A 16,630-nucleotide genomic window follows, 5' to 3' on the forward strand; every position below is an offset into this window, starting at 1 on the left:
AAATGTCGGACGTGACGCTGTCGGAGCGGGCCCGCCGGGCTGTTGCCCTCGTGCTTGGCACGATCAACGCCCCCCGTCCGGCCGCGATGGACGAGGCGACGTTGCTCGACTGCCTCGGCGCCGACCGCCCCGATCCGCGTTGGCGCCCGCACATCGAAGCCCTGTTCGACGAGGTGTCGATCGAGGCGCTGCACGATCTGGTGCTGGCCGGCGTGGTGGATTTCGATCAGCTGGACCGGGCGGCTGATATATGGGGCGTGACCGATGGAAGAAGCCATCCCTGGATCGAGGAAATGGCCGCCCTCACGCTGACCTGCCTTGCTCGCGGACGCCCTCCGTCTGCTACGGTCGCTCCCGGACAGACCGCGCTGGAGCTTCGGCGGCACTGCGCTCGCCGTCCAGTATGACCACCGCGTCAGCTACGACATCGACATCTTCGTCCGTGACTCCGACGTGCTGCGAGACCTGACCCCAGCACGCAACGCGACCACCCGCGCACTGCTGGCGGGGCGTGGGTTCGAATATCCGGGCAACTACCTCAAACTCAATCTGGAAGGCGGCGAAATCGACTTCATCGTCGCCGGGCGGCGCACGGAGACTCCGACACGTCCCTGGACGTTCGATGGCGAAGAAATCCTGATCGAAACGCCATGGGAAATCGCGATCAAGAAGATTTTCTATCCGCCATCTTCCTTCAAGATCCGCGATCTCTTCGATCTGGCGGCGGTGCTCGACCGGGATCCCGCCGGCTTGGCAACCTGCCTGCCTGAAGTGGAGGATCGCCTGGACAAGGTCATCGACCGGGTCGAGCGGCTGGTTCCGGATTATGCCGACGCGGCGGCGACCGACATCAATCCAACCGCCGGCGGGCAGCGTTACATGACGCGCGAAGCTGCGGAACGGGCACTGTCCTTCCTCAAATCCGGTCGCCCGGCACATGCCTGAAACGAAACGCCCTCTCCCGCGCATGCGGGAGAGGGCGCTCGCCACCAGCAGTCAGGTCGAAAAGCCGATCAGATGTGCAGCGGACGGCCGTCCACCGCCAGGGCCGCTTCCTTGACCGCTTCCGACAAAGTCGGGTGGGCGTGGCAGGTGCGGGCGACGTCTTCGGCGGATGCGCTGAACTCCATGGCCAGCACCAGCTCGCCGATCATCTCCGACACGTTCGGGCCGATCATGTGGACGCCCAGCACCTGATCGGTGGCGGCATCCGACAGGATTTTCACGAAGCCGTCGGTGTTGCCGCCGGCACGCGCGCGGCCGTTGGCGGTGAACGGGAACTTGCCGGCCTTGTAGGCGACGCCCGCGGCCTTCAGCTGCTCCTCGGTCTTGCCGACGGCGGCGACTTCCGGCCAGGTGTAGACGACGCCGGGAACCAGGTCGTGGTTGACGTGGCTCTTCTGGCCGGCCAGCTGCTCTGCCAGCGCCACACCCTCTTCCTCGGCCTTATGGGCCAGCATCGGGCCTTCGACCACGTCGCCGATGGCGTAGATGCCCGGCACGTTGGTCTGGAAATGGCCGTCGATCTTGACGCGGCCGCGCTCCAGCTCGACGCCCACCGCCTCCAGGCCGAGGCCCTCGGTGTAGGGGCGGCGGCCGATGGCGACCAGGACGGCGTCAGCCTCGATGGTCTGCGCGTCGCCGCCGGCGGCGGGCTCGACCGTCAGGGTCACGCCGGTCCCGGTCACGGACGCGCCGGTCACCTTGGTGCTCAGCTTGAAGTCCATGCCCTGCTTGGCGAAGATGCGCTGGGCCTGCTTGGACAGCTCGTTGTCCATGGTCGGCAGCACGCGGTCGAGATACTCGACCACCGTCACCTTGGCGCCCAGACGGCCCCAGACCGAGCCCAGCTCCAGCCCGATCACGCCGCCGCCGATGACGACCAGATGCTTCGGCACCTCCGGCAGCGACAGGGCGCCGGTGGAGGACACCACGCGCTTCTCGTCGATGGCGATGCCCGGCAGCGGGGTCACGTCCGACCCGGTGGCGATGACGATCGCCTTCGACGCGGTGATGGCGCCGACGCCCTCGACCTCGACGGTGTTGGCGGCGGTGATCTTGCCGGCACCCTTCAGCCAGGCGATCTTGTTCTTCTTGAACAGGAACTCGATGCCGGTGACGTTGTCCTTGACGACCTTGTCCTTGTGCGCCTGCATGCCCGGCAGGTCGAGTTCGACGCCGCCGACCTTGATGCCGAACTTGGCGAGGCCGTGGGCCGCTTCCTCGAACTTCTCCGACGCCGCCAGCAGAGCCTTGGACGGGATGCAGCCGACGTTCAGGCAGGTGCCGCCCAGCGTCCCCCGCTTCTCGACGCAGGCGACCTTGAAGCCGAGCTGCGCCGCGCGGATCGCGCAGACATACCCGCCGGGGCCGCCGCCGATCACAACGACGTCAAAAGTGCTTTCAGCCATGAGAGGCTTTCCTTTCGCCATTCTTGCTCGTTGCCAAAAGCCGTCCCATCCAGCGGGGAGGGCGCGCGGGATCATCCGCGGGGCGATTTATGCCCGCGCTCACGCCCCGTGGCAACGGGACACTTCGTCTCTGGAGGCAGGGTTGCCCAATGGACGGCGCTCAGAACCCGAGGTCGCGGTAAAGCTCCGCCAGCGGCATGTCGAGGCCGGCGGTCTCCAGCACCAGCCTCCCCTCCTCCTCCAGCACCTCGGGTGCGGCGGGCCAGAGATTGTCCGAATCGCGGCGGTGCAGTTCCGCCCGGATGGTCCGGGAGTCGAGGAACAGGATCTCGCGCACCGACGGCATGGCGGCATAGGCATGCAGCTTGGCACGCTGCGCCTTCTCCTCCGTCGGCGACAGGATCTCCACCAGCAGCACCGGGGCGGTGGTGTAGGGGATGTCCGGGTCGAAGGGCTCGCAGGTCACGGCAAGGTCGGCGACCCGGTAATTGTGCGTCGGGTCGAAATGCGGGCGGACGCCGGCTTCCGGCAAAACGACACAAGATTGGCCGGTGCGGCGGTTCCGGTCTTCCAGCGAATTGCCGATCCGGCGTGTCAGCGCGCCTTGCAGGGTGCTGTGCGCCCGGCTGGGATGGCCCTGCCCGACGATCCCGCCGTCGACGAGTTCATACCGGGCGTCGTCCCGGAACTCCATCGCCAGGAATTCCTCGACGGTCGTCAGCGGGGTGAAGCGGCGGGCGAGCGGCATGGCGGTCTCCGATCCGGACGATGGCGTTCGGGAACAGTGCCAATGTAGTCCATTCCGGCATGGAAGCGAAGGGCACCCCTTTTGCGCAAGGCCCCTCCCCTTCCGATTCCGGAAACCTTTACGGCCCCGCTTGCGTTCAAATCGGCATCACAGCGCCACCGCAACGGAGACCACCGCCATGACCACCATCAAGAAGTTCGCCCTGCTCGCCGTCCTGGGCACCCTGCTGGGCACCACGCTGGCCGCCTGCAACACGGTCGAGGGCGCCGGCCAGGACGTGCAGGCCGGTGGCCGCGCCATCGAGCGTGGCGCCGACAACGTCCAGAAGAAGATGTAAGTCCGAAGCCTTCGGCGGCTCCGGGAAACTCCCCCGGAGCCGACCCCAAAAAGCAATGGCCTCCCATGCGTTCGATCCGAACCGCATGGGAGGCCATTGCTGTGTTAGAGGATCGGCGCCGCGGGCCTCATCGGTTGCCGACGTCCCGCGATCCGCCTCAACGGCTCCTGGCCTTGCGGGCGGCGTAGCGGGCGTCGCGGGCGGCTTTCGCCTCTGCTGCGGTCGCCACTTGGCGCTTGGCCTGCTCGGCAAGCTCCTGAACCGCCAGCGCCTCGCGGGCGGCCTGCGCTTCCTGTTCGGCCTTCAACGCTTCCTGTTCGGCGGCCTTGCGGGCATCGCGGGCGGCATTGCGTTCAGCCTCGCGGGCCTCGCGGGCGACGCGGATGGCCCGGCGGGCCTCCTCACGCTCGGCGAAAACCGGATCGTTCACCCCGGGCTGCGCCTTGAACTTTTCCAACAGCGCCTTTTTCGCGCCTGCCGCGGTGGCCAGACGCTCGGAAAGCCCTGCATTCTTAAAACCGTTCATATCCATCCATTTCGTGAGGTCGGCCTTGCCCACAAGGCAGGCCATCGAACAAATCCCGTACCGGGCACAGGCCGCCAAAAATGGCGATGCGGCGCCAGGGACAAACGGTCCCGGCTGCGGCGCTCCCGAATTCCGGTACAAAAAAAGGCGGCCGAAGCCGCCCTTTCCCTTCGAACCTGCTGCGCTCAGAGCGCGCGCAGGTTCTCGGCCGCAACCTTGCCGCGGCGCGGATCGCGGATCGCGTCGAAGGACAGCTTCTGGCCTTCACCAAGGTTGCTGATGCCAGCGCGCTCGACAGCGGAGATGTGGACGAACACGTCGGGCGTGCCGTCTTCCGGCTGAATGAAGCCAAAGCCCTTGGTCGAATTGAAAAACTTGACGGTACCGATAGCCATGGGTCAGTTCCCTTCCTGGCGTTGCACTACGCGAGTTTGCGCAGATGCATCAATTTCACTTCGGGGAAGAGACCCAAATCCGTGTGAACGGATCAGAATAACAAAGCCCAGAGCAACGTCGACTAATCACAGATAGGACATGCATCGGACGGTTACAAGCGACAAACGACGCTGGTCCGCCATGCGCGCCGGATCGTCTCAGCCCTTCATACGCTTGATCGTGTTGGTCGTGCTTTGTCCCTGGACCAGCTCGGCCAGCACCACTTTTCCGCCATAGCTCTGGACGAAATCCGCCCCCACCACCGTGGCGATGGTGTAGTCGGCGCCCTTGACCAGCACGTCGGGGCGCAGGGCGTGGATCAGCATTTCCGGCGTGTCCTCGCCGAAGATCACCACCAGATCGACGCAGCCCAACGACGCCAGAACCGTGGCGCGGGCCGTCTCGTTCTGGACCGGCCGGCTTTCGCCCTTCAGCCGCTTCACCGACGCATCGCTGTTCAGCCCGACCACCAGCACGTCGCAGGCGGCGCGGGCCTGCTTCAGCAGCGCGATATGGCCAGGGTGCAGCAGGTCGAAGCAGCCGTTGGTGAAGCCGACCCGCTTGCCGCGCAGCCGCCAGCGCTCCGCCCGTTCCGCCGCGGCGTCACGGGTCAGCACCTTTTCCTCGCCATGGCGCCACTGCTGCTCGTGCAGGCCGGACAGCAGTTCGGCCGAGCGGACCACCGCCGTGCCGACCTTGCCCACCACGATGCCGGCCGCCAGATTGGCAAGCCGCGCCGAATCGACCAGATCGATCCCCACCGACAGCGCGGCGGTCAGCGTCGCCACCACGGTGTCGCCGGCGCCGGACACGTCGAACACCTCGCGCGCCTCGGCCGGCAGATGCACCGCATCCTCGGCCGTCACCACCGACATGCCCTGCTCGCTACGGGTGGCGACGACGGCGACGATGCCACAGGTTGCGATCAGGTGGCGGGCGGCGACGATCACCTCCTCGTCGGTGCGCGCCGGCAGGCCGGTCGCCTCCATCAGCTCCTTGCGGTTCGGCGTGACGATGTCGGCCCCGCGATAGCGGCGGTAGTCGCGCCCCTTCGGATCGACCACCACGGTGCGCCCGGCCTGCCGCGCGGCGGCGATCACCGCCACCACCAGCTCGTCGGTCAGCACGCCCTTGCCGTAATCGGACAGGATGACGCCGCCCACCTCGGGCAGCAGGTCGCGCACCCGCTCCAGCACGCGGTCGGTCACGGTGATCGGCACCACCGTCTCGATGTCGGTGCGCAGAAGCTGCTGCTGGCCGGCGATGAAGCGGGTCTTCACCGTGGTCTGGCGCCCGTCCTCCATCACGATGGCGCCGTCGCTGACGCCCTCGCGCCGCAGCAGGGCCAGCAGATCGGTGCCGACGCCGTCGCGCCCGACCACCGAGACGAAGCGGCAGTCCGCCTCCAGCGCCACCAGATTGGCGGCGACATTGCCGGCGCCGCCCAGCTTGGGCACTTCGCGGTCCACGCGCAGGACGGGGATCGGCGCCTCCGGCGACACCCGGTCCACCGAACCATAGACAAAACGGTCAAGCATCACGTCGCCAAGGCACAGCACGTTGGCGCGCGACAGGGTGTCGATGTGACGGGCAAGGTCGCTCATGGCGCCTGTCTTACCAACGCCAAAGCGGTAACGCCAGAGGACAAGTTTGCGCCGTGCGGAATGGAGGCGTCAGGAAAAAGCGGGAACGTCCCGGCGCAGATCGCCGGTTCCACGGGCGAAGGTCAGGGTGATCGCCCCGTTCACCTCCTCCGCACCGGCAGTCACCGCGGCCGGTTCGACCCTGAGGCCGGCATCGGCCAGCGCGGTCTCGAACAGTCCGGTCCGGTCGCCCGGCAGCGCGAAACGGACGGTCGCCATGACGTCGGAGAACAGCGTGTGGTCGACGATCCAGCCCCCGGCGGCCCCCAGCGCGTCGGCGACCGCGGTCAGCGCCGCATTGCGCTCCAGGGTGGCGACCGCTTCGTATTTCAGAAAGCTCCGCATCGCATGTCCTCCGCTCCCGCCGCCTTCCGACATCCGAGCCGTTGAAGGCAGCTTAGTGTAGTAGATGACTGTCCGGCGCGTAAGGTCACGCGTCCTGCCCGCCGTCACATCCGGCACACAGCGAGCCACCATGCCCCGCCCCACCGTCGCGACCAGCCTGTCGGCCAAGCTTCTGCTGCTCACCATCCTGTTCGTGCTGCTGGCGGAGGTGCTGATCTACGCCCCCTCCATCGCGCGCTTCCGGATGAGCTACCTGGAGGAGCGGCTGGCCGCCGCCCACATCGCGGCGCTGTCGGTGGAAGCGGCCCCCGACCTGATGGTGACGAAGGAGCTTCAGGCGAAGCTGCTGGCCTACACCGGCACCCACGTCATCGACCTGATCCAGCCGGGCGCCCGCGTCTACATGCTGTCGCGCCCGATGCCGCCGCAGGCCGATGCGGTGTACGACCTGCGCGGCACCGGCATGGGCATGCAGTTCGTCGATGCCGGCAACGCCCTGTGGCTCGCCCTGGAAGGCGCTCTGGGCAGCGGCATCGGGCCGCAGCGCAACCGGGTGATCCGGGTGATCGACCGGTCGCCCAACGACCCGGCCCAGCGCGTCGAGGTGACGATGGACGAGCGTCCGCTGATCGACGCCATGCTCGATTTCTCCCGCCGCATCCTGGCGGTGTCGGTCGCCATCTCGCTGATCGCGGCGATCCTGGTCTATGTCACCCTGCATGCCCTGCTGGTGCGGCCGATGCGGCGCCTGACCGCCGAAGTGGTCGCCTTCCGCCGCGACCCCGACGGCGCCCCACCGCTGGTGCCCGGCACCCGCGCCGACGAGATCGGCGTGGCGGAGCGCGAGCTGGCCGCCATGCAGGGCACGGTGCGCGCCGCCCTGCGCCAGCGCGAGCGGCTCGCCACGCTGGGCACCGCGGTGGCGAAGATCAACCACGACCTGCGCGGCATCCTGTCCACCGCCTCCCTCCTGTCGGAGCGGCTGACCGAAAGCGCCGATCCGGAGGTGCGGCGGGTGACGCCGCGGCTGGTCGCCTCGCTCGACCGGGCGGTGGAACTGTGCAGCCAGACCCTGTCCTTCACCCGCGACGGCGTCCTGCCGCTCTCTCCCGCGCCTACGGACCTGCGCCGGCTGGTGGAGGAGGTCGGGGCCGAGGTTCTCGCCACCGCCCGGCCCGACGGCGGCCGGGTCGAAGCGGATTGGGTCAACGAGGTCCCCGCCGGCACGCTGGCGCAGGTCGATGCCGCCCAGCTTGGCCGTGCACTCGTCAATCTCGGCCGCAACGCGGTGCAGGCCGGCGCCGACCGGGTGCGCCTTTCCATCCAGGCCGAACCGGCAAACCGGCTGACCCTGACCGTCGCCGACAATGGACCCGGACTGGCGCCGCGGGCGCGGGAGAACCTGTTCCAGCCCTTCGCCGGATCGGCGCGGGCCGGCGGGATCGGACTCGGCCTCGCCATCGCGCGGGAGGTGCTGCGCACCCATGGCGGCGAGCTGCGGCTGGTGGAAAGCGACGCCGCCGGAACGGCCTTCGCCCTTGACATACCGCAATGCAATGCGGACCGCGGTGCGGTAGCCGTTGCAGCGCACAAGTCGTTTGTGTCGCATTGATTCTGCCGGGTTCGTCCCGCAGAATTCCTTCAAAGCCGAAGCGTTCGCGAGCAGCCCGGCGGGGCGGGAGGCGGGCGCTTCCCCACCGCCAACGCCTTGTTCTGAAAGGACTCCGCGACGTGAAAGCCTTCTCCTTCTGGATCAACCCCATCCTCGCCGGCATCATGGCCTTCGTCGGGCTGCTCGCCTCCTCGCGCGCGGCGGACGAAGCCTTCGCGGCCGGCGGCCTGATCGTTTTCCTCGGCTGCGTGCTCTTCATCTTCGCGTCGATCGGCCGCTATTTCGACCGTCCGGGCTCCGCCCACTGACCGTCGCGCCAAGCGACCGGTAACGCGAAGGCCGGGTGAACCACCCGGGGGCAGGCGCCCAACGAAGCGGGTGCCACAACGGCGACCCCCAACGCCTTTGCGACCATCGATGTCCTGCGCCGCCGTCCCGTCATGGATTTGACGGCGGCGCTTCCCTTCTCCCCAAAGCCGCGGACCGTCGTCGATCTCGGCTGCTGTTCCTGGTGGCGCACGTATGAGGACGCCGCCGCCGGCCCGTCACTCGACCAGCCGGATCTCCGTCGTCGCGACGCCGGAGGCCCCGACCGCCACGGCATAATCGTCGAAACCCGGTGGACCGAAGCTGCCGCGGGCGGAGCGGCTGAACCCGTGCGGCTCGGCCGGGATGCCGAACAGGCCGGTCGCCATCTCCCCATTGTTGTCGAGATCCTGGAAGGCGATCAGCCCATAGCGCCCCGCCGGCAGATCCGGAAACACCACCTGCACCTCGGTCCCCAGCGCCGCGGCGAAATAGCCGGCGCGCGGCGCCTTTGCCTTCTGCGCCTCGGCGCTGTCGAACAGCGCGACCATCACCTTGCCCTGGTTGGGCTTGACGTTGCGGACAGTCGCGCGGAGTTCCCCGGCCGTAGCGGTCCCCGCGCCCGATCCCATGGCGGCCAGCGCCAGCAGCGTCACCGGGGCGATCATCCTTGCGGACCAACTTATGGACCAGCTTGTGGACCAACGCGCGAACCGTCGCCGTGCCGTCATTCCCCGCTCTCCCCTGGCGGCACCCGACCGGCCGGGTGCTCCGCGGTACAGTACGCGACCATGACGACCGCAGATCTCTCCGTCCCTTAAACGCCTTCGCCGCGGAAGGGCCGGGACAGCAGCCCGTCGATGGTCTCGTCCAGCCCGGCGCCGCGATTCAGGATGGCGTCGACGGCGGCGCAGATCGGCATGTCGACGCCAAGCTTCCCGGCCAGCCCGACCACCGCGGCGGCGGTATAGACGCCCTCCGCCACCGACCGGCGCACCGCCAGGATCTCGGCCAGCGCCTTGCCCTCGCCCAGCGCCGCCCCCAGCGACATGTTGCGCGATTGCAGGCTGGAGCAGGTCAGCGTCAGGTCTCCCAGCCCCGACAGCCCCATCAGCGTCTCCGCCCGGCCGCCGAGCGCCAGCGCCAGCCGGGTGATCTCCGCCAACCCACGGGTGATCAGCGCCGCCCGCGCATTGTCGCCCAGCCGCCGCCCCTCGACCACGCCGCAGGCGATGGCCAGCACATTCTTCACCGCCCCGCCGATCTGCGAGCCGACGACATCGTCCGAGCGGTAGGGCCGGAAGGTGCGGCTGCCCAGCGCCGCGACCAGCGCCGTGCCCAGCTTCTCGTCGGCACAGGCCAGCGTCACCGCCGTCGGCAGCCCGCGCGCCACCTCCGCCGCGAAGGTCGGACCGGACAGGATCGCCACCGGATTGCCGGCCGGCAGCGATGCCGCCACCGCCTCGCTCATCAGCGCGTGGCTGTCCAGTTCGATTCCCTTGGCGCAGACGACGACCGGTGCCCCCGGCTTTAGAACCGGCGCCATCCGCGCGGTGACGCTGCGCGCATGCTGGGCCGGCGATACCAGCAGCACCGCGTCGCAGCCGCCGAGATCGGCCAGCTCGCCGGTGACCCGCAGCGCATCGGGCAGCGGCACGCCGGGGAGGTAATCGCGGTTCTCGCGGCGGATGCTCATCGCCTCCACCACCGCCGGCTCGCGCGCCCACAGCAGCGTCTCGCGCCCGGCCCGCAACGCCGCCAGCGCCAGCGCCGTACCCCAGGCGCCGCCACCGACGACGCCGATGCGGTTGAGGGAGGAGATGGAAAAGGCACTCATGGAGCTTTACTCACGCATAAGAAACAGAGGGGTATGCGCACACTCGTCACGCCTTCACCCCCGCCCCCACGCCTGCGCGCCCGATCACCGGCGCGGCGTTCGGGTCCAGCGGCCAGCGCGGACGGGGGGCGAAGTTCAGCGGGTCGCTCTCGCCCATGCGGAAGCGCTCGATCCCGGCCCAGGCGATCATCGCCGCATTGTCGGTGCACAGGCGCAGCGGCGGGGCGACGAACGGCATGCGATGCGTCTCCGCCAGGATCGACAGGCGGCTGCGGATCGCCTTGTTGGCCGCCACGCCGCCGGCGACCACCAGGGCGCCACCCTGCGGATGGTCCTCCTGGAAGCGGCGGATAGCGCGGGCGCAGCGGTCGGCCAGCACCTCCGCCACCGTCGCCTGGAAGGCCGCGGCGAGGTCGTCGCGATCCGCATCCGACAGGACGCCGCCCGACATGCCGCCCAACTCCTCCACATGACGCCGCACCGCGGTCTTCAGCCCGGAGAAGGAGAAGTCGCAGCCCGGACGCCCCAGCATCGGCCGCGGCAGCTCGAAGCGGGCCGGGTTTGTGGCTCGCGCCGCCGCCTTCTCCACCAGCGGCCCGCCGGGATAGCCCAGCCCCAGCAGCTTGGCGGTCTTGTCGAACGCCTCGCCGACCGCATCGTCGATGGTGGTGCCGAGCCGGCGATAGCGCCCCACCCCCTCGACCGCCAGCAACTGGCAATGGCCGCCCGACACCAGCAGCAGCAGGTAGGGAAAGGCGACATTGTCGGTCAGCCGCGCGGTCAGCGCGTGGCCTTCCAGATGGTTCACCGCGACGAAGGGCAGCCCACGCGCCGCGGCGATGGCCTTGGCGGTCATCACGCCGACGATGACGCCGCCGATCAGCCCCGGCCCGCCGGTGGCCGCCACCGCGTCGAGGTCGCCGAAGCCGATCCCGGCCTCGGCCATGGCGCGGCGGATCAACCCGTCCAGATGCTCAAGATGCGCGCGGGCGGCGATTTCCGGGACGACGCCGCCATAGGGCGTGTGGTCGTCCAACTGCGACAGCACGACGTCGGCGCGGATTTCGCGCGCGTCGGTGACGATTGCGGCGGCCGTCTCGTCGCAGCTCGTTTCGATTCCAAGAACGATCATGGCGCCAAATTAGCCGCCTTGGCGGTCCGGGTACAGGATGGAGTTGCGGGCGGCTGCGCGCCCGACATTCGATCCGCAGATTTGATCCGCCTCAATCTTACGTATGGAGGGCAGACGAATCCTTGCAAAGCTGCGCGGATCCCCTAGAACACGCCCTATGACGACCCACCCGCTCCGTATCGGGACGCGCGGCAGCCCGCTGGCGCTGGCGCAGGCCCATGAAACCCGCGACCGCCTGATCGCCGCCCATCCGCATCTCGCCGCGCCCGGCGCCATCGAGATCGTCGTCTTCAAGACCACCGGCGACCGCATCCTCGACCGCACCCTGGCGGAGGCGGGCGGCAAGGGCCTGTTCACCAAGGAACTGGAGGAGGCGCTGTTCGACGGCCGCGCCGACCTTGCCGTCCATTCGATGAAGGATGTGCCGACCCAGCTTCCCGACGGGCTGGAGATCGCCACCCTGCTGCCGCGCGAGGATCCGCGCGACGCCTTCTTCTCGCGCACCGGCTGCGGGCTGGCCGATCTGCCGGCCGGCGCCGTGGTCGGCACCGCCGGCCTGCGCCGTCAGGCCCAGGTCCTGGAACTGCGCCCCGACCTGAAGATCTTCCCGCTGCGCGGTAACGTGCAGACCCGCCTGTCCAAGCTCGACGCCGGCGAGGTCGACGCCACCCTGCTGGCGCTGGCAGGCCTGCGCCGCCTCGGCCTGACCGACCGCATCACCGCGGTGCTGGAACCGGAAACCATGCTGCCGGCGGTGGCCCAGGGCGCCATCGGCATCGAGATCCGCAGCGACGACGACGCCACCCGCGCCCTGCTGGCCCCGCTGAACTGTGCCGAGACCATGGTCCGCGTCACGGCGGAGCGCGCCCTGCTGGCTGCGCTGGACGGCTCCTGCCGCACGCCCATCGCCGCGCTGGCGATGCTGGACGGCGACGGGCTGCATCTGCGTGCCAAGGTGCTGTCGCATGACGGGAGCATCATCTTCCGGACCGAACGCCGCGGCCGGTCGGCCGATGCCGAGTCGCTGGGGCGCGATGCCGGCGCCGAGATCCGGGCACAGCTGCCACCCGATTTCTTCGCCGCCTCACCCCACTGATCCCCCGCTCCGGTCAGGTTTTCCGCATGACGGAAAAGCAGCCCGAACCATCCCGCCGCTCCCCCCGTACGCGCCTGCTGGTGACCCGCCCGGCCGAGGATGCCGAGCCGCTGGTCCGCCGGCTGGAAGCGCTCGGCCATGCGGTGGCGGTGGAGTCGATGCTGTCGATGGTCTGGCTCGACGGGCCGGAACCCGACCTTTCGGACGTACAAGCGCTGCTGTTCACCAGCGCAAACGGCGTACGCGCATACGCCAAACGTACGAGCCGGCGCGACCGTCCGGTGCAAGCCGTCGGAGACGCCACGGCGCGGGCGGCGCGGGTAGCCGGCTTCGGCCACGTCGACAGCGCCTCGGGCGACGTGTACGCGCTGGCCGAGCGGGTGCGGGCGCTGCGCGATCCGGCCGCCGGGACGCTCCTGCATGTGGCGGGAAGCAAGGTGGCGGGCGACCTTGCCGGCCTGCTGGCGGCGGATGGGTTCACGCTGCGGCGCAGCGTGATGTACGATGCCGTACCCGCGCTAACCCTCTCGGACGATACCGCGACATTTTTGCGTACGTCCGCACTCGACGGCGTGTTGTTTTTCTCTCCCCGTACCGCGGCATCCTTTGTTAGGCTGCTCGCCGAGGCGGGGCTGGTCGACTGTTGTCGTACGGTCGATGCGTTCTGCCTCAGCCCCGCGGTCGCGGAGGCTGCCCGTGCGTACGGCGGACAGGGAGAGATGCCGTGGCGAAGCGTACGGGTGGCGGCTCGGCCGGAGCAGGACTCTCTGCTCGATCTGTTGCCGGTCGCCGGGTAACACCGGCGCGGTCCGGCCGTACGGCTTACGCCTCCGATGCTTTCGGATGGTCGGGTCAGCCGTACGGGGGACGAGGGGGACCGGTCAGGGGGCTGTGACGTTACAACGAACAACAGCGAACCGAAGGTACAGCCCATGACCTCTCGTCCAGGCTCCGAACGCCCCGGCACCGACCGTGACGGCGACGGCGCCAGCACCGGCAATGCGGCGGTCGACCGCATCGTCGAACGTTTCGGCGGCATCCGCCCGATGGCCCACAAGCTGGACACCCCGGTGACGACGGTGCAGGGCTGGAAGAAGCGCGGCGCCATCCCGCTGGCGCGCCATGCCGACCTGCGCGCCGCCGCCGCCAAGCACCGCATCAAGCTGGACGACGCCGACCTGGACGCGGCGACCCCCAGCGAGGACCGTCCGACGGATGCCTCCGCGGCCGCCGTCATCATCCCGCCCGCCGCTGCGTCCGTCACCACGATCGACGCGGTTCCGGTGGTCGAGCCGATCCCGGCCGCCTCCCCGGCCGACACCATTCCCGGAGCCATCTCCGGCACCGACATCCCGGCCCCCAGCGCGACCGCCGGTGCGGTGACCGAGCTGCAATCCGCCGACGCCCTGATCCCGCCGGCCACGCCGGTCGGCGCCACCGACAGCCTGAGCGACTTGCCGAAAAGCGACCTGCCGAAGAGCGGCGCGGAGAAGGTCGAGAGCGCGAAGGCCGACGCCATCAAGCCGGAGTCCATCAAGTCGGGCGGGACGAAGACGACCTCTTCAACCACCAGTTGGACGCCCTCCGGCACCACCGGCAGCGCGGGCTACAGCCGCAGCGCCGATGCCGAGCCGGTGCGTCCGACCATCGCCCCGACCCCGTCCTATATCGAGGAGCCACGCTCCGGCGGCGGTTTCGCCACCGCCCTGTCGGTCGTGGCCCTGCTGGTCGGCGCCGCCGCCCTGTCGGAGCCCTGGTGGGGTCCGGCCCTGCCCGGCTGGCCGGCATCCCCGCCGTCCGCCGCCTCCGGCGCCGCGCCCGCTCCGGCCGATCCGGCGCTGCGCTCGCAGATCCAGCAGCTGGCCGACCGCGTCGGCAAGCTAGAGCAGCGTCCGGCCGCCGCCGGCAACGGCACCGCAAGCGTCGACGTCTCCGCACTGACCCAGCGGATCGATGCGCTGGAGAAGCGCCCGGCCGCCACCCCGGACACCGGTGCCGCCGCCAGCGCCGCCGAGGCCCAGAAGGCGCTGGCCGACCGCCTCGCCGCCCTGGAGCAGAAGGTCACCGCCGCCTCCGGCAACGCCCAGGCCGCGCAGCAGCTGCGTGGCGAGGTCGACTCGCTGAAGCAGCAGGTCACCAGCGTCAACCAGGCCGTCAGCGAGCGGCAGGATGCCGCCACCGCCGCCCAGGCGCTGGTGCTGGCCGCCGGCCAGCTGCGCGCCTCGCTGTCGGGCGGGCAGCCGTTCCAGCAGGACCTCCAGGCCGTCCGTGCGCTCAACATCGCCGATGCCGGCGTGACCCAGCCGCTCGACGCCGTGGCGCCCTATGCCGCCAAGGGCATCCCGACCCGCGCCCAGCTGACCGACCGCTTCCAGCCGCTGGCCGGCGAGATCGTCCGCGCCGAAATCCGCGGCGAGGGCAACAGCTGGATCGATTCGGCGGTCGGCAAGCTGTCCACCCTGGTCACCGTGCGCCGCGAGGGCGGCGGGGTGGTCGGCACCACCGCCGACGCCGTCGTCGCCCGTGCCGAGGCCGCTCTCGCCGCCGGCAATCTGGCCAAGGCGGTGGAGGAGCTGTCGACCCTCCAGGGTCCGGCCGCCCAGACCGCCGCCCCCTGGCTGGCCGACGCCAAGGCGCGCGTGGCCGCCGATCAGGCCGCGCGCCAGTTGAACGACCGCGCCATCGCCCTGATGACCACCGCCGCCGGCGGGAAGGGGACGGCCCAATGATCCGCGCCCTCTGGTTCCTTCTGAAGGTCGCGGTGGTCATCGCCGCCGCGATCTGGCTCGCCGACCGTCCCGGCACCGTCAGCGTCCACTGGCTGGGCTACGCCGTCGAGGCGCCCTTCTGGGTCGCCCTGCTGGTCACGCTGGTGGCGCTGGGCATCGCCGCGCTGGGCTACCGCCTGCTCCGCGGCATGATCCGCACGCCCCAGCGCCTCCGCCGCCACAGCCGGGCCCGCCGCCGCGAACGCGGCTACCGTGCCCTGACCCAGGGCATGGTCGCCATCGCCGCCGGCGACGCGCCGACCGCGCGCAAGATGGCGCGCAAGGCCGACGGCCTGCTGAACGAGCCGCCGCTGACCATGCTGCTGTCGGCTCAGGCCGCCCAGTTGCAGGGCGACGAGCGCGCCGCCCGTCAGTATTTCGAAGCGATGCTGGAACGGCCGGAAACCGCCTTCCTCGGCATGCGCGGGCTGCTGACCCAGGCGATCAAGTCGGGCGACCGGGTGGAGGCGCTGAACCTCGCCCGCAAGGCGCGCGGGCTCCAGCCCAACACGCCCTGGCTGCTCAGCACGCTCTATGACCTGGAGGCGCAGGCCGGCGACTGGGCTGCCGCCGAGGGCACCCTGCAACAGGCGATCCAGACCGGGGCGATCCCGACCGAGGAGGGCCGCCGCCACCGCGCCGTCCTGCTGCTGGAGCGCAGCTTCGAGGCGGAGCGCCGCGGCCGCGCCGACGCCGCCCTGTCGCATGCCCAGGCGGCGCACGACATGATGCCGGGCTTCGTCCCCGCCGCCGTGCGTCTGGCCCGTCTCCAGGTCGCCGCCGACCGGCTGAAGCCGGCTGCCAAGGTGGTGGAGCGGACCTGGCGCCAGTCGCCGCACCCGGAACTGGCCGACATCTACCGGACCATCGTGTCCAGCTATGACGCGCTGACCCGCGTGCGTCTGTTCCAGAAGCTGGTGCGTCAGGCCCCCGATTCGGCCGAGTCCCACCTCGCCGTCGCCCAGGCCGCCATCGATGCCCAGCTGTGGGGCGAGGCGCGCCAGCACCTGAACCGCGCCATGGAGATCGGCCCGACCCGCCGCGCCTACCGCCTGATGGCCGAGTTGGACCGCGGCGAGCGCCACGACGAGGAGGCGGCGAAGGACTGGCTGGCCCAGGCCGCCAACGCGCCGGAGGATCCGGTGTGGACCTGCAGCTCCTGCGGCGCGGTCAGCCACAACTGGGGCGGTCTGTGCGGCCATTGCGGCGCCTTCGACAGCCTGACTTGGAAGACCCCGACGGTGGCCGTCCCGGTGATGGAACCGACCGACATCCCCCCGGCGTTGGCCCGTCCGGCGACCGTGTAAGGGATCGTTGCAACGCACGAAAAAAGCGCCCTTCCCCACCGGGAAGGGCGCTTTTTCTTTATGGGACAGACGCTGGCGTCAGCGGTCTCCCGTCCACCGAAGCCAGCATTTCCCCATTGGGTGTCAC

At 69.9% G+C, this 16,630-nt stretch carries 18 protein-coding genes; 9 read left to right on the forward strand and 9 right to left on the reverse strand.

All coding sequences use genetic code 11. The features are described 5' to 3' along the window. Positions 1-2: 2 nt before the first annotated feature. Together ABNQ39_RS10065 and ABNQ39_RS10070 are read left to right on the forward strand one after the other, a co-directional pair. Entirely contained in the window at positions 3-407 is a 405-nt protein-coding gene (locus ABNQ39_RS10065; RefSeq protein ID WP_376957378.1) for a hypothetical protein, read from the forward strand. After that, positions 319-945 (forward strand): nucleotidyl transferase AbiEii/AbiGii toxin family protein, encoded by a 627-nt coding sequence (locus tag ABNQ39_RS10070; RefSeq protein ID WP_376957380.1) that lies wholly within the window; start codon positions 319-321, stop codon positions 943-945. Before ABNQ39_RS10065 ends, ABNQ39_RS10070 begins: the two co-directional genes overlap by 89 nt. Positions 946-1,013: 68 nt before the next feature. Here the strand turns inward: ABNQ39_RS10070 and lpdA are convergent, their stop codons facing one another. After that, positions 1,014-2,411, reverse strand: a complete 1,398-nt coding sequence (gene lpdA / locus ABNQ39_RS10075; protein WP_376957382.1) for a dihydrolipoyl dehydrogenase — start codon at positions 2,409-2,411, stop codon at positions 1,014-1,016. Between the two features lie 160 nt (positions 2,412-2,571). Then, entirely contained in the window at positions 2,572-3,159 is a 588-nt protein-coding gene (locus ABNQ39_RS10080) for a Uma2 family endonuclease (protein WP_376957384.1), read from the reverse strand. A 178-nt stretch (positions 3,160-3,337) separates the two neighbouring features. Between ABNQ39_RS10080 and ABNQ39_RS10085 the strand changes: the two genes are divergently transcribed. Continuing rightward, positions 3,338-3,496, forward strand: a complete 159-nt coding sequence (locus ABNQ39_RS10085; protein WP_042692070.1) for an entericidin A/B family lipoprotein — start codon at positions 3,338-3,340, stop codon at positions 3,494-3,496. 157 nt (positions 3,497-3,653) lie between these two features. Here ABNQ39_RS10085 and ABNQ39_RS10090 read toward each other — a convergent pair whose 3' ends face one another. From ABNQ39_RS10090 to ABNQ39_RS10105, 4 genes are all read right to left on the reverse strand, one after another. Next, on the reverse strand, positions 3,654-4,067 hold the full coding sequence (locus tag ABNQ39_RS10090) for a DUF6481 family protein (RefSeq protein WP_376957387.1): 414 nt from the start codon (positions 4,065-4,067) through the stop codon (positions 3,654-3,656). Between the two features lie 140 nt (positions 4,068-4,207). Further along, positions 4,208-4,417, reverse strand: coding sequence for a cold-shock protein (locus ABNQ39_RS10095; RefSeq protein ID WP_098739051.1), 210 nt, complete (start codon positions 4,415-4,417; stop codon positions 4,208-4,210). A 198-nt stretch (positions 4,418-4,615) separates the two neighbouring features. Next, positions 4,616-6,061, reverse strand: a complete 1,446-nt coding sequence (gene rfaE1 / locus ABNQ39_RS10100) for a D-glycero-beta-D-manno-heptose-7-phosphate kinase (RefSeq protein WP_376957389.1) — start codon at positions 6,059-6,061, stop codon at positions 4,616-4,618. Between the two features lie 69 nt (positions 6,062-6,130). Continuing rightward, entirely contained in the window at positions 6,131-6,445 is a 315-nt protein-coding gene (locus ABNQ39_RS10105; protein ID WP_376957391.1) for a hypothetical protein, read from the reverse strand. Positions 6,446-6,575: 130 nt separating this feature from the next. Here ABNQ39_RS10105 and ABNQ39_RS10110 point away from each other — a divergent pair, with 130 nt between their 5' ends. Both ABNQ39_RS10110 and ABNQ39_RS10115 read left to right on the forward strand, forming a co-directional pair. Continuing rightward, on the forward strand, positions 6,576-8,057 hold the full coding sequence (locus tag ABNQ39_RS10110; protein WP_376957393.1) for a sensor histidine kinase: 1,482 nt from the start codon (positions 6,576-6,578) through the stop codon (positions 8,055-8,057). A gap of 119 nt (positions 8,058-8,176) precedes the next feature. Beyond that, the gene (locus tag ABNQ39_RS10115) at positions 8,177-8,365 is read left to right on the forward strand and encodes a hypothetical protein (RefSeq protein WP_376957395.1); all 189 of its coding nucleotides are present in this window, start codon (positions 8,177-8,179) and stop codon (positions 8,363-8,365) included. 237 nt (positions 8,366-8,602) lie between these two features. Here ABNQ39_RS10115 and ABNQ39_RS10120 read toward each other — a convergent pair whose 3' ends face one another. The 3 genes from ABNQ39_RS10120 to tsaD form a co-directional block, all read right to left on the reverse strand. Beyond that, positions 8,603-9,031 (reverse strand): DUF2141 domain-containing protein, encoded by a 429-nt coding sequence (locus ABNQ39_RS10120; RefSeq protein ID WP_376957397.1) that lies wholly within the window; start codon positions 9,029-9,031, stop codon positions 8,603-8,605. A gap of 149 nt (positions 9,032-9,180) precedes the next feature. After that, positions 9,181-10,200, reverse strand: a complete 1,020-nt coding sequence (locus ABNQ39_RS10125) for an NAD(P)H-dependent glycerol-3-phosphate dehydrogenase (RefSeq protein WP_376957399.1) — start codon at positions 10,198-10,200, stop codon at positions 9,181-9,183. A 46-nt stretch (positions 10,201-10,246) separates the two neighbouring features. After that, on the reverse strand, positions 10,247-11,332 hold the full coding sequence (tsaD, locus tag ABNQ39_RS10130; protein ID WP_376957401.1) for a tRNA (adenosine(37)-N6)-threonylcarbamoyltransferase complex transferase subunit TsaD: 1,086 nt from the start codon (positions 11,330-11,332) through the stop codon (positions 10,247-10,249). A gap of 157 nt (positions 11,333-11,489) precedes the next feature. Here tsaD and hemC point away from each other — a divergent pair, with 157 nt between their 5' ends. The 4 genes from hemC (at position 11,490) to ABNQ39_RS10150 (ending at position 16,503) form a co-directional block, all read left to right on the forward strand. Then, on the forward strand, positions 11,490-12,428 hold the full coding sequence (hemC, locus tag ABNQ39_RS10135; RefSeq protein ID WP_376957403.1) for a hydroxymethylbilane synthase: 939 nt from the start codon (positions 11,490-11,492) through the stop codon (positions 12,426-12,428). A 26-nt stretch (positions 12,429-12,454) separates the two neighbouring features. Further along, positions 12,455-13,225 (forward strand): uroporphyrinogen-III synthase, encoded by a 771-nt coding sequence (locus tag ABNQ39_RS10140; protein ID WP_376957405.1) that lies wholly within the window; start codon positions 12,455-12,457, stop codon positions 13,223-13,225. Between the two features lie 135 nt (positions 13,226-13,360). Beyond that, on the forward strand, positions 13,361-15,157 hold the full coding sequence (locus ABNQ39_RS10145) for a COG4223 family protein (protein WP_376957407.1): 1,797 nt from the start codon (positions 13,361-13,363) through the stop codon (positions 15,155-15,157). Beyond that, complete coding sequence (locus ABNQ39_RS10150; RefSeq protein ID WP_376957409.1) at positions 15,154-16,503, forward strand: heme biosynthesis protein HemY; 1,350 nt, start codon at positions 15,154-15,156, stop codon at positions 16,501-16,503. Before ABNQ39_RS10145 ends, ABNQ39_RS10150 begins: the two co-directional genes overlap by 4 nt. The last annotated feature ends 127 nt before the right edge of the window (positions 16,504-16,630 follow it).

The sequence above is a fragment of the Azospirillum sp. A26 genome (assembly GCF_042604635.1).
Lineage (GTDB): Bacteria > Pseudomonadota > Alphaproteobacteria > Azospirillales > Azospirillaceae > Azospirillum > Azospirillum palustre.

What these genes read in the sequence shown, in the direction of transcription:
- ABNQ39_RS10065 (WP_376957378.1), top strand. Translation starts at nt 3, where the DNA reads ATGTCGGACGTGACGCTGTCGGAGCGGGCCCGCCGGGCTGTTGCCCTC.
- lpdA (WP_376957382.1), bottom strand. Translation starts at nt 2,411, where the DNA reads ATGGCTGAAAGCACTTTTGACGTCGTTGTGATCGGCGGCGGCCCCGGC.
- ABNQ39_RS10080 (WP_376957384.1), bottom strand. Translation starts at nt 3,159, where the DNA reads ATGCCGCTCGCCCGCCGCTTCACCCCGCTGACGACCGTCGAGGAATTC.
- ABNQ39_RS10085 (WP_042692070.1), top strand. Translation starts at nt 3,338, where the DNA reads ATGACCACCATCAAGAAGTTCGCCCTGCTCGCCGTCCTGGGCACCCTG.
- ABNQ39_RS10090 (WP_376957387.1), bottom strand. Translation starts at nt 4,067, where the DNA reads ATGGCCTGCCTTGTGGGCAAGGCCGACCTCACGAAATGGATGGATATG.
- ABNQ39_RS10095 (WP_098739051.1), bottom strand. Translation starts at nt 4,417, where the DNA reads ATGGCTATCGGTACCGTCAAGTTTTTCAATTCGACCAAGGGCTTTGGC.
- rfaE1 (WP_376957389.1), bottom strand. Translation starts at nt 6,061, where the DNA reads ATGAGCGACCTTGCCCGTCACATCGACACCCTGTCGCGCGCCAACGTG.
- ABNQ39_RS10105 (WP_376957391.1), bottom strand. Translation starts at nt 6,445, where the DNA reads ATGCGGAGCTTTCTGAAATACGAAGCGGTCGCCACCCTGGAGCGCAAT.
- ABNQ39_RS10110 (WP_376957393.1), top strand. Translation starts at nt 6,576, where the DNA reads ATGCCCCGCCCCACCGTCGCGACCAGCCTGTCGGCCAAGCTTCTGCTG.
- ABNQ39_RS10120 (WP_376957397.1), bottom strand. Translation starts at nt 9,031, where the DNA reads ATGATCGCCCCGGTGACGCTGCTGGCGCTGGCCGCCATGGGATCGGGC.
- ABNQ39_RS10125 (WP_376957399.1), bottom strand. Translation starts at nt 10,200, where the DNA reads ATGAGTGCCTTTTCCATCTCCTCCCTCAACCGCATCGGCGTCGTCGGT.
- tsaD (WP_376957401.1), bottom strand. Translation starts at nt 11,332, where the DNA reads ATGATCGTTCTTGGAATCGAAACGAGCTGCGACGAGACGGCCGCCGCA.
- hemC (WP_376957403.1), top strand. Translation starts at nt 11,490, where the DNA reads ATGACGACCCACCCGCTCCGTATCGGGACGCGCGGCAGCCCGCTGGCG.
- ABNQ39_RS10140 (WP_376957405.1), top strand. Translation starts at nt 12,455, where the DNA reads ATGACGGAAAAGCAGCCCGAACCATCCCGCCGCTCCCCCCGTACGCGC.
- ABNQ39_RS10145 (WP_376957407.1), top strand. Translation starts at nt 13,361, where the DNA reads ATGACCTCTCGTCCAGGCTCCGAACGCCCCGGCACCGACCGTGACGGC.
- ABNQ39_RS10150 (WP_376957409.1), top strand. Translation starts at nt 15,154, where the DNA reads ATGATCCGCGCCCTCTGGTTCCTTCTGAAGGTCGCGGTGGTCATCGCC.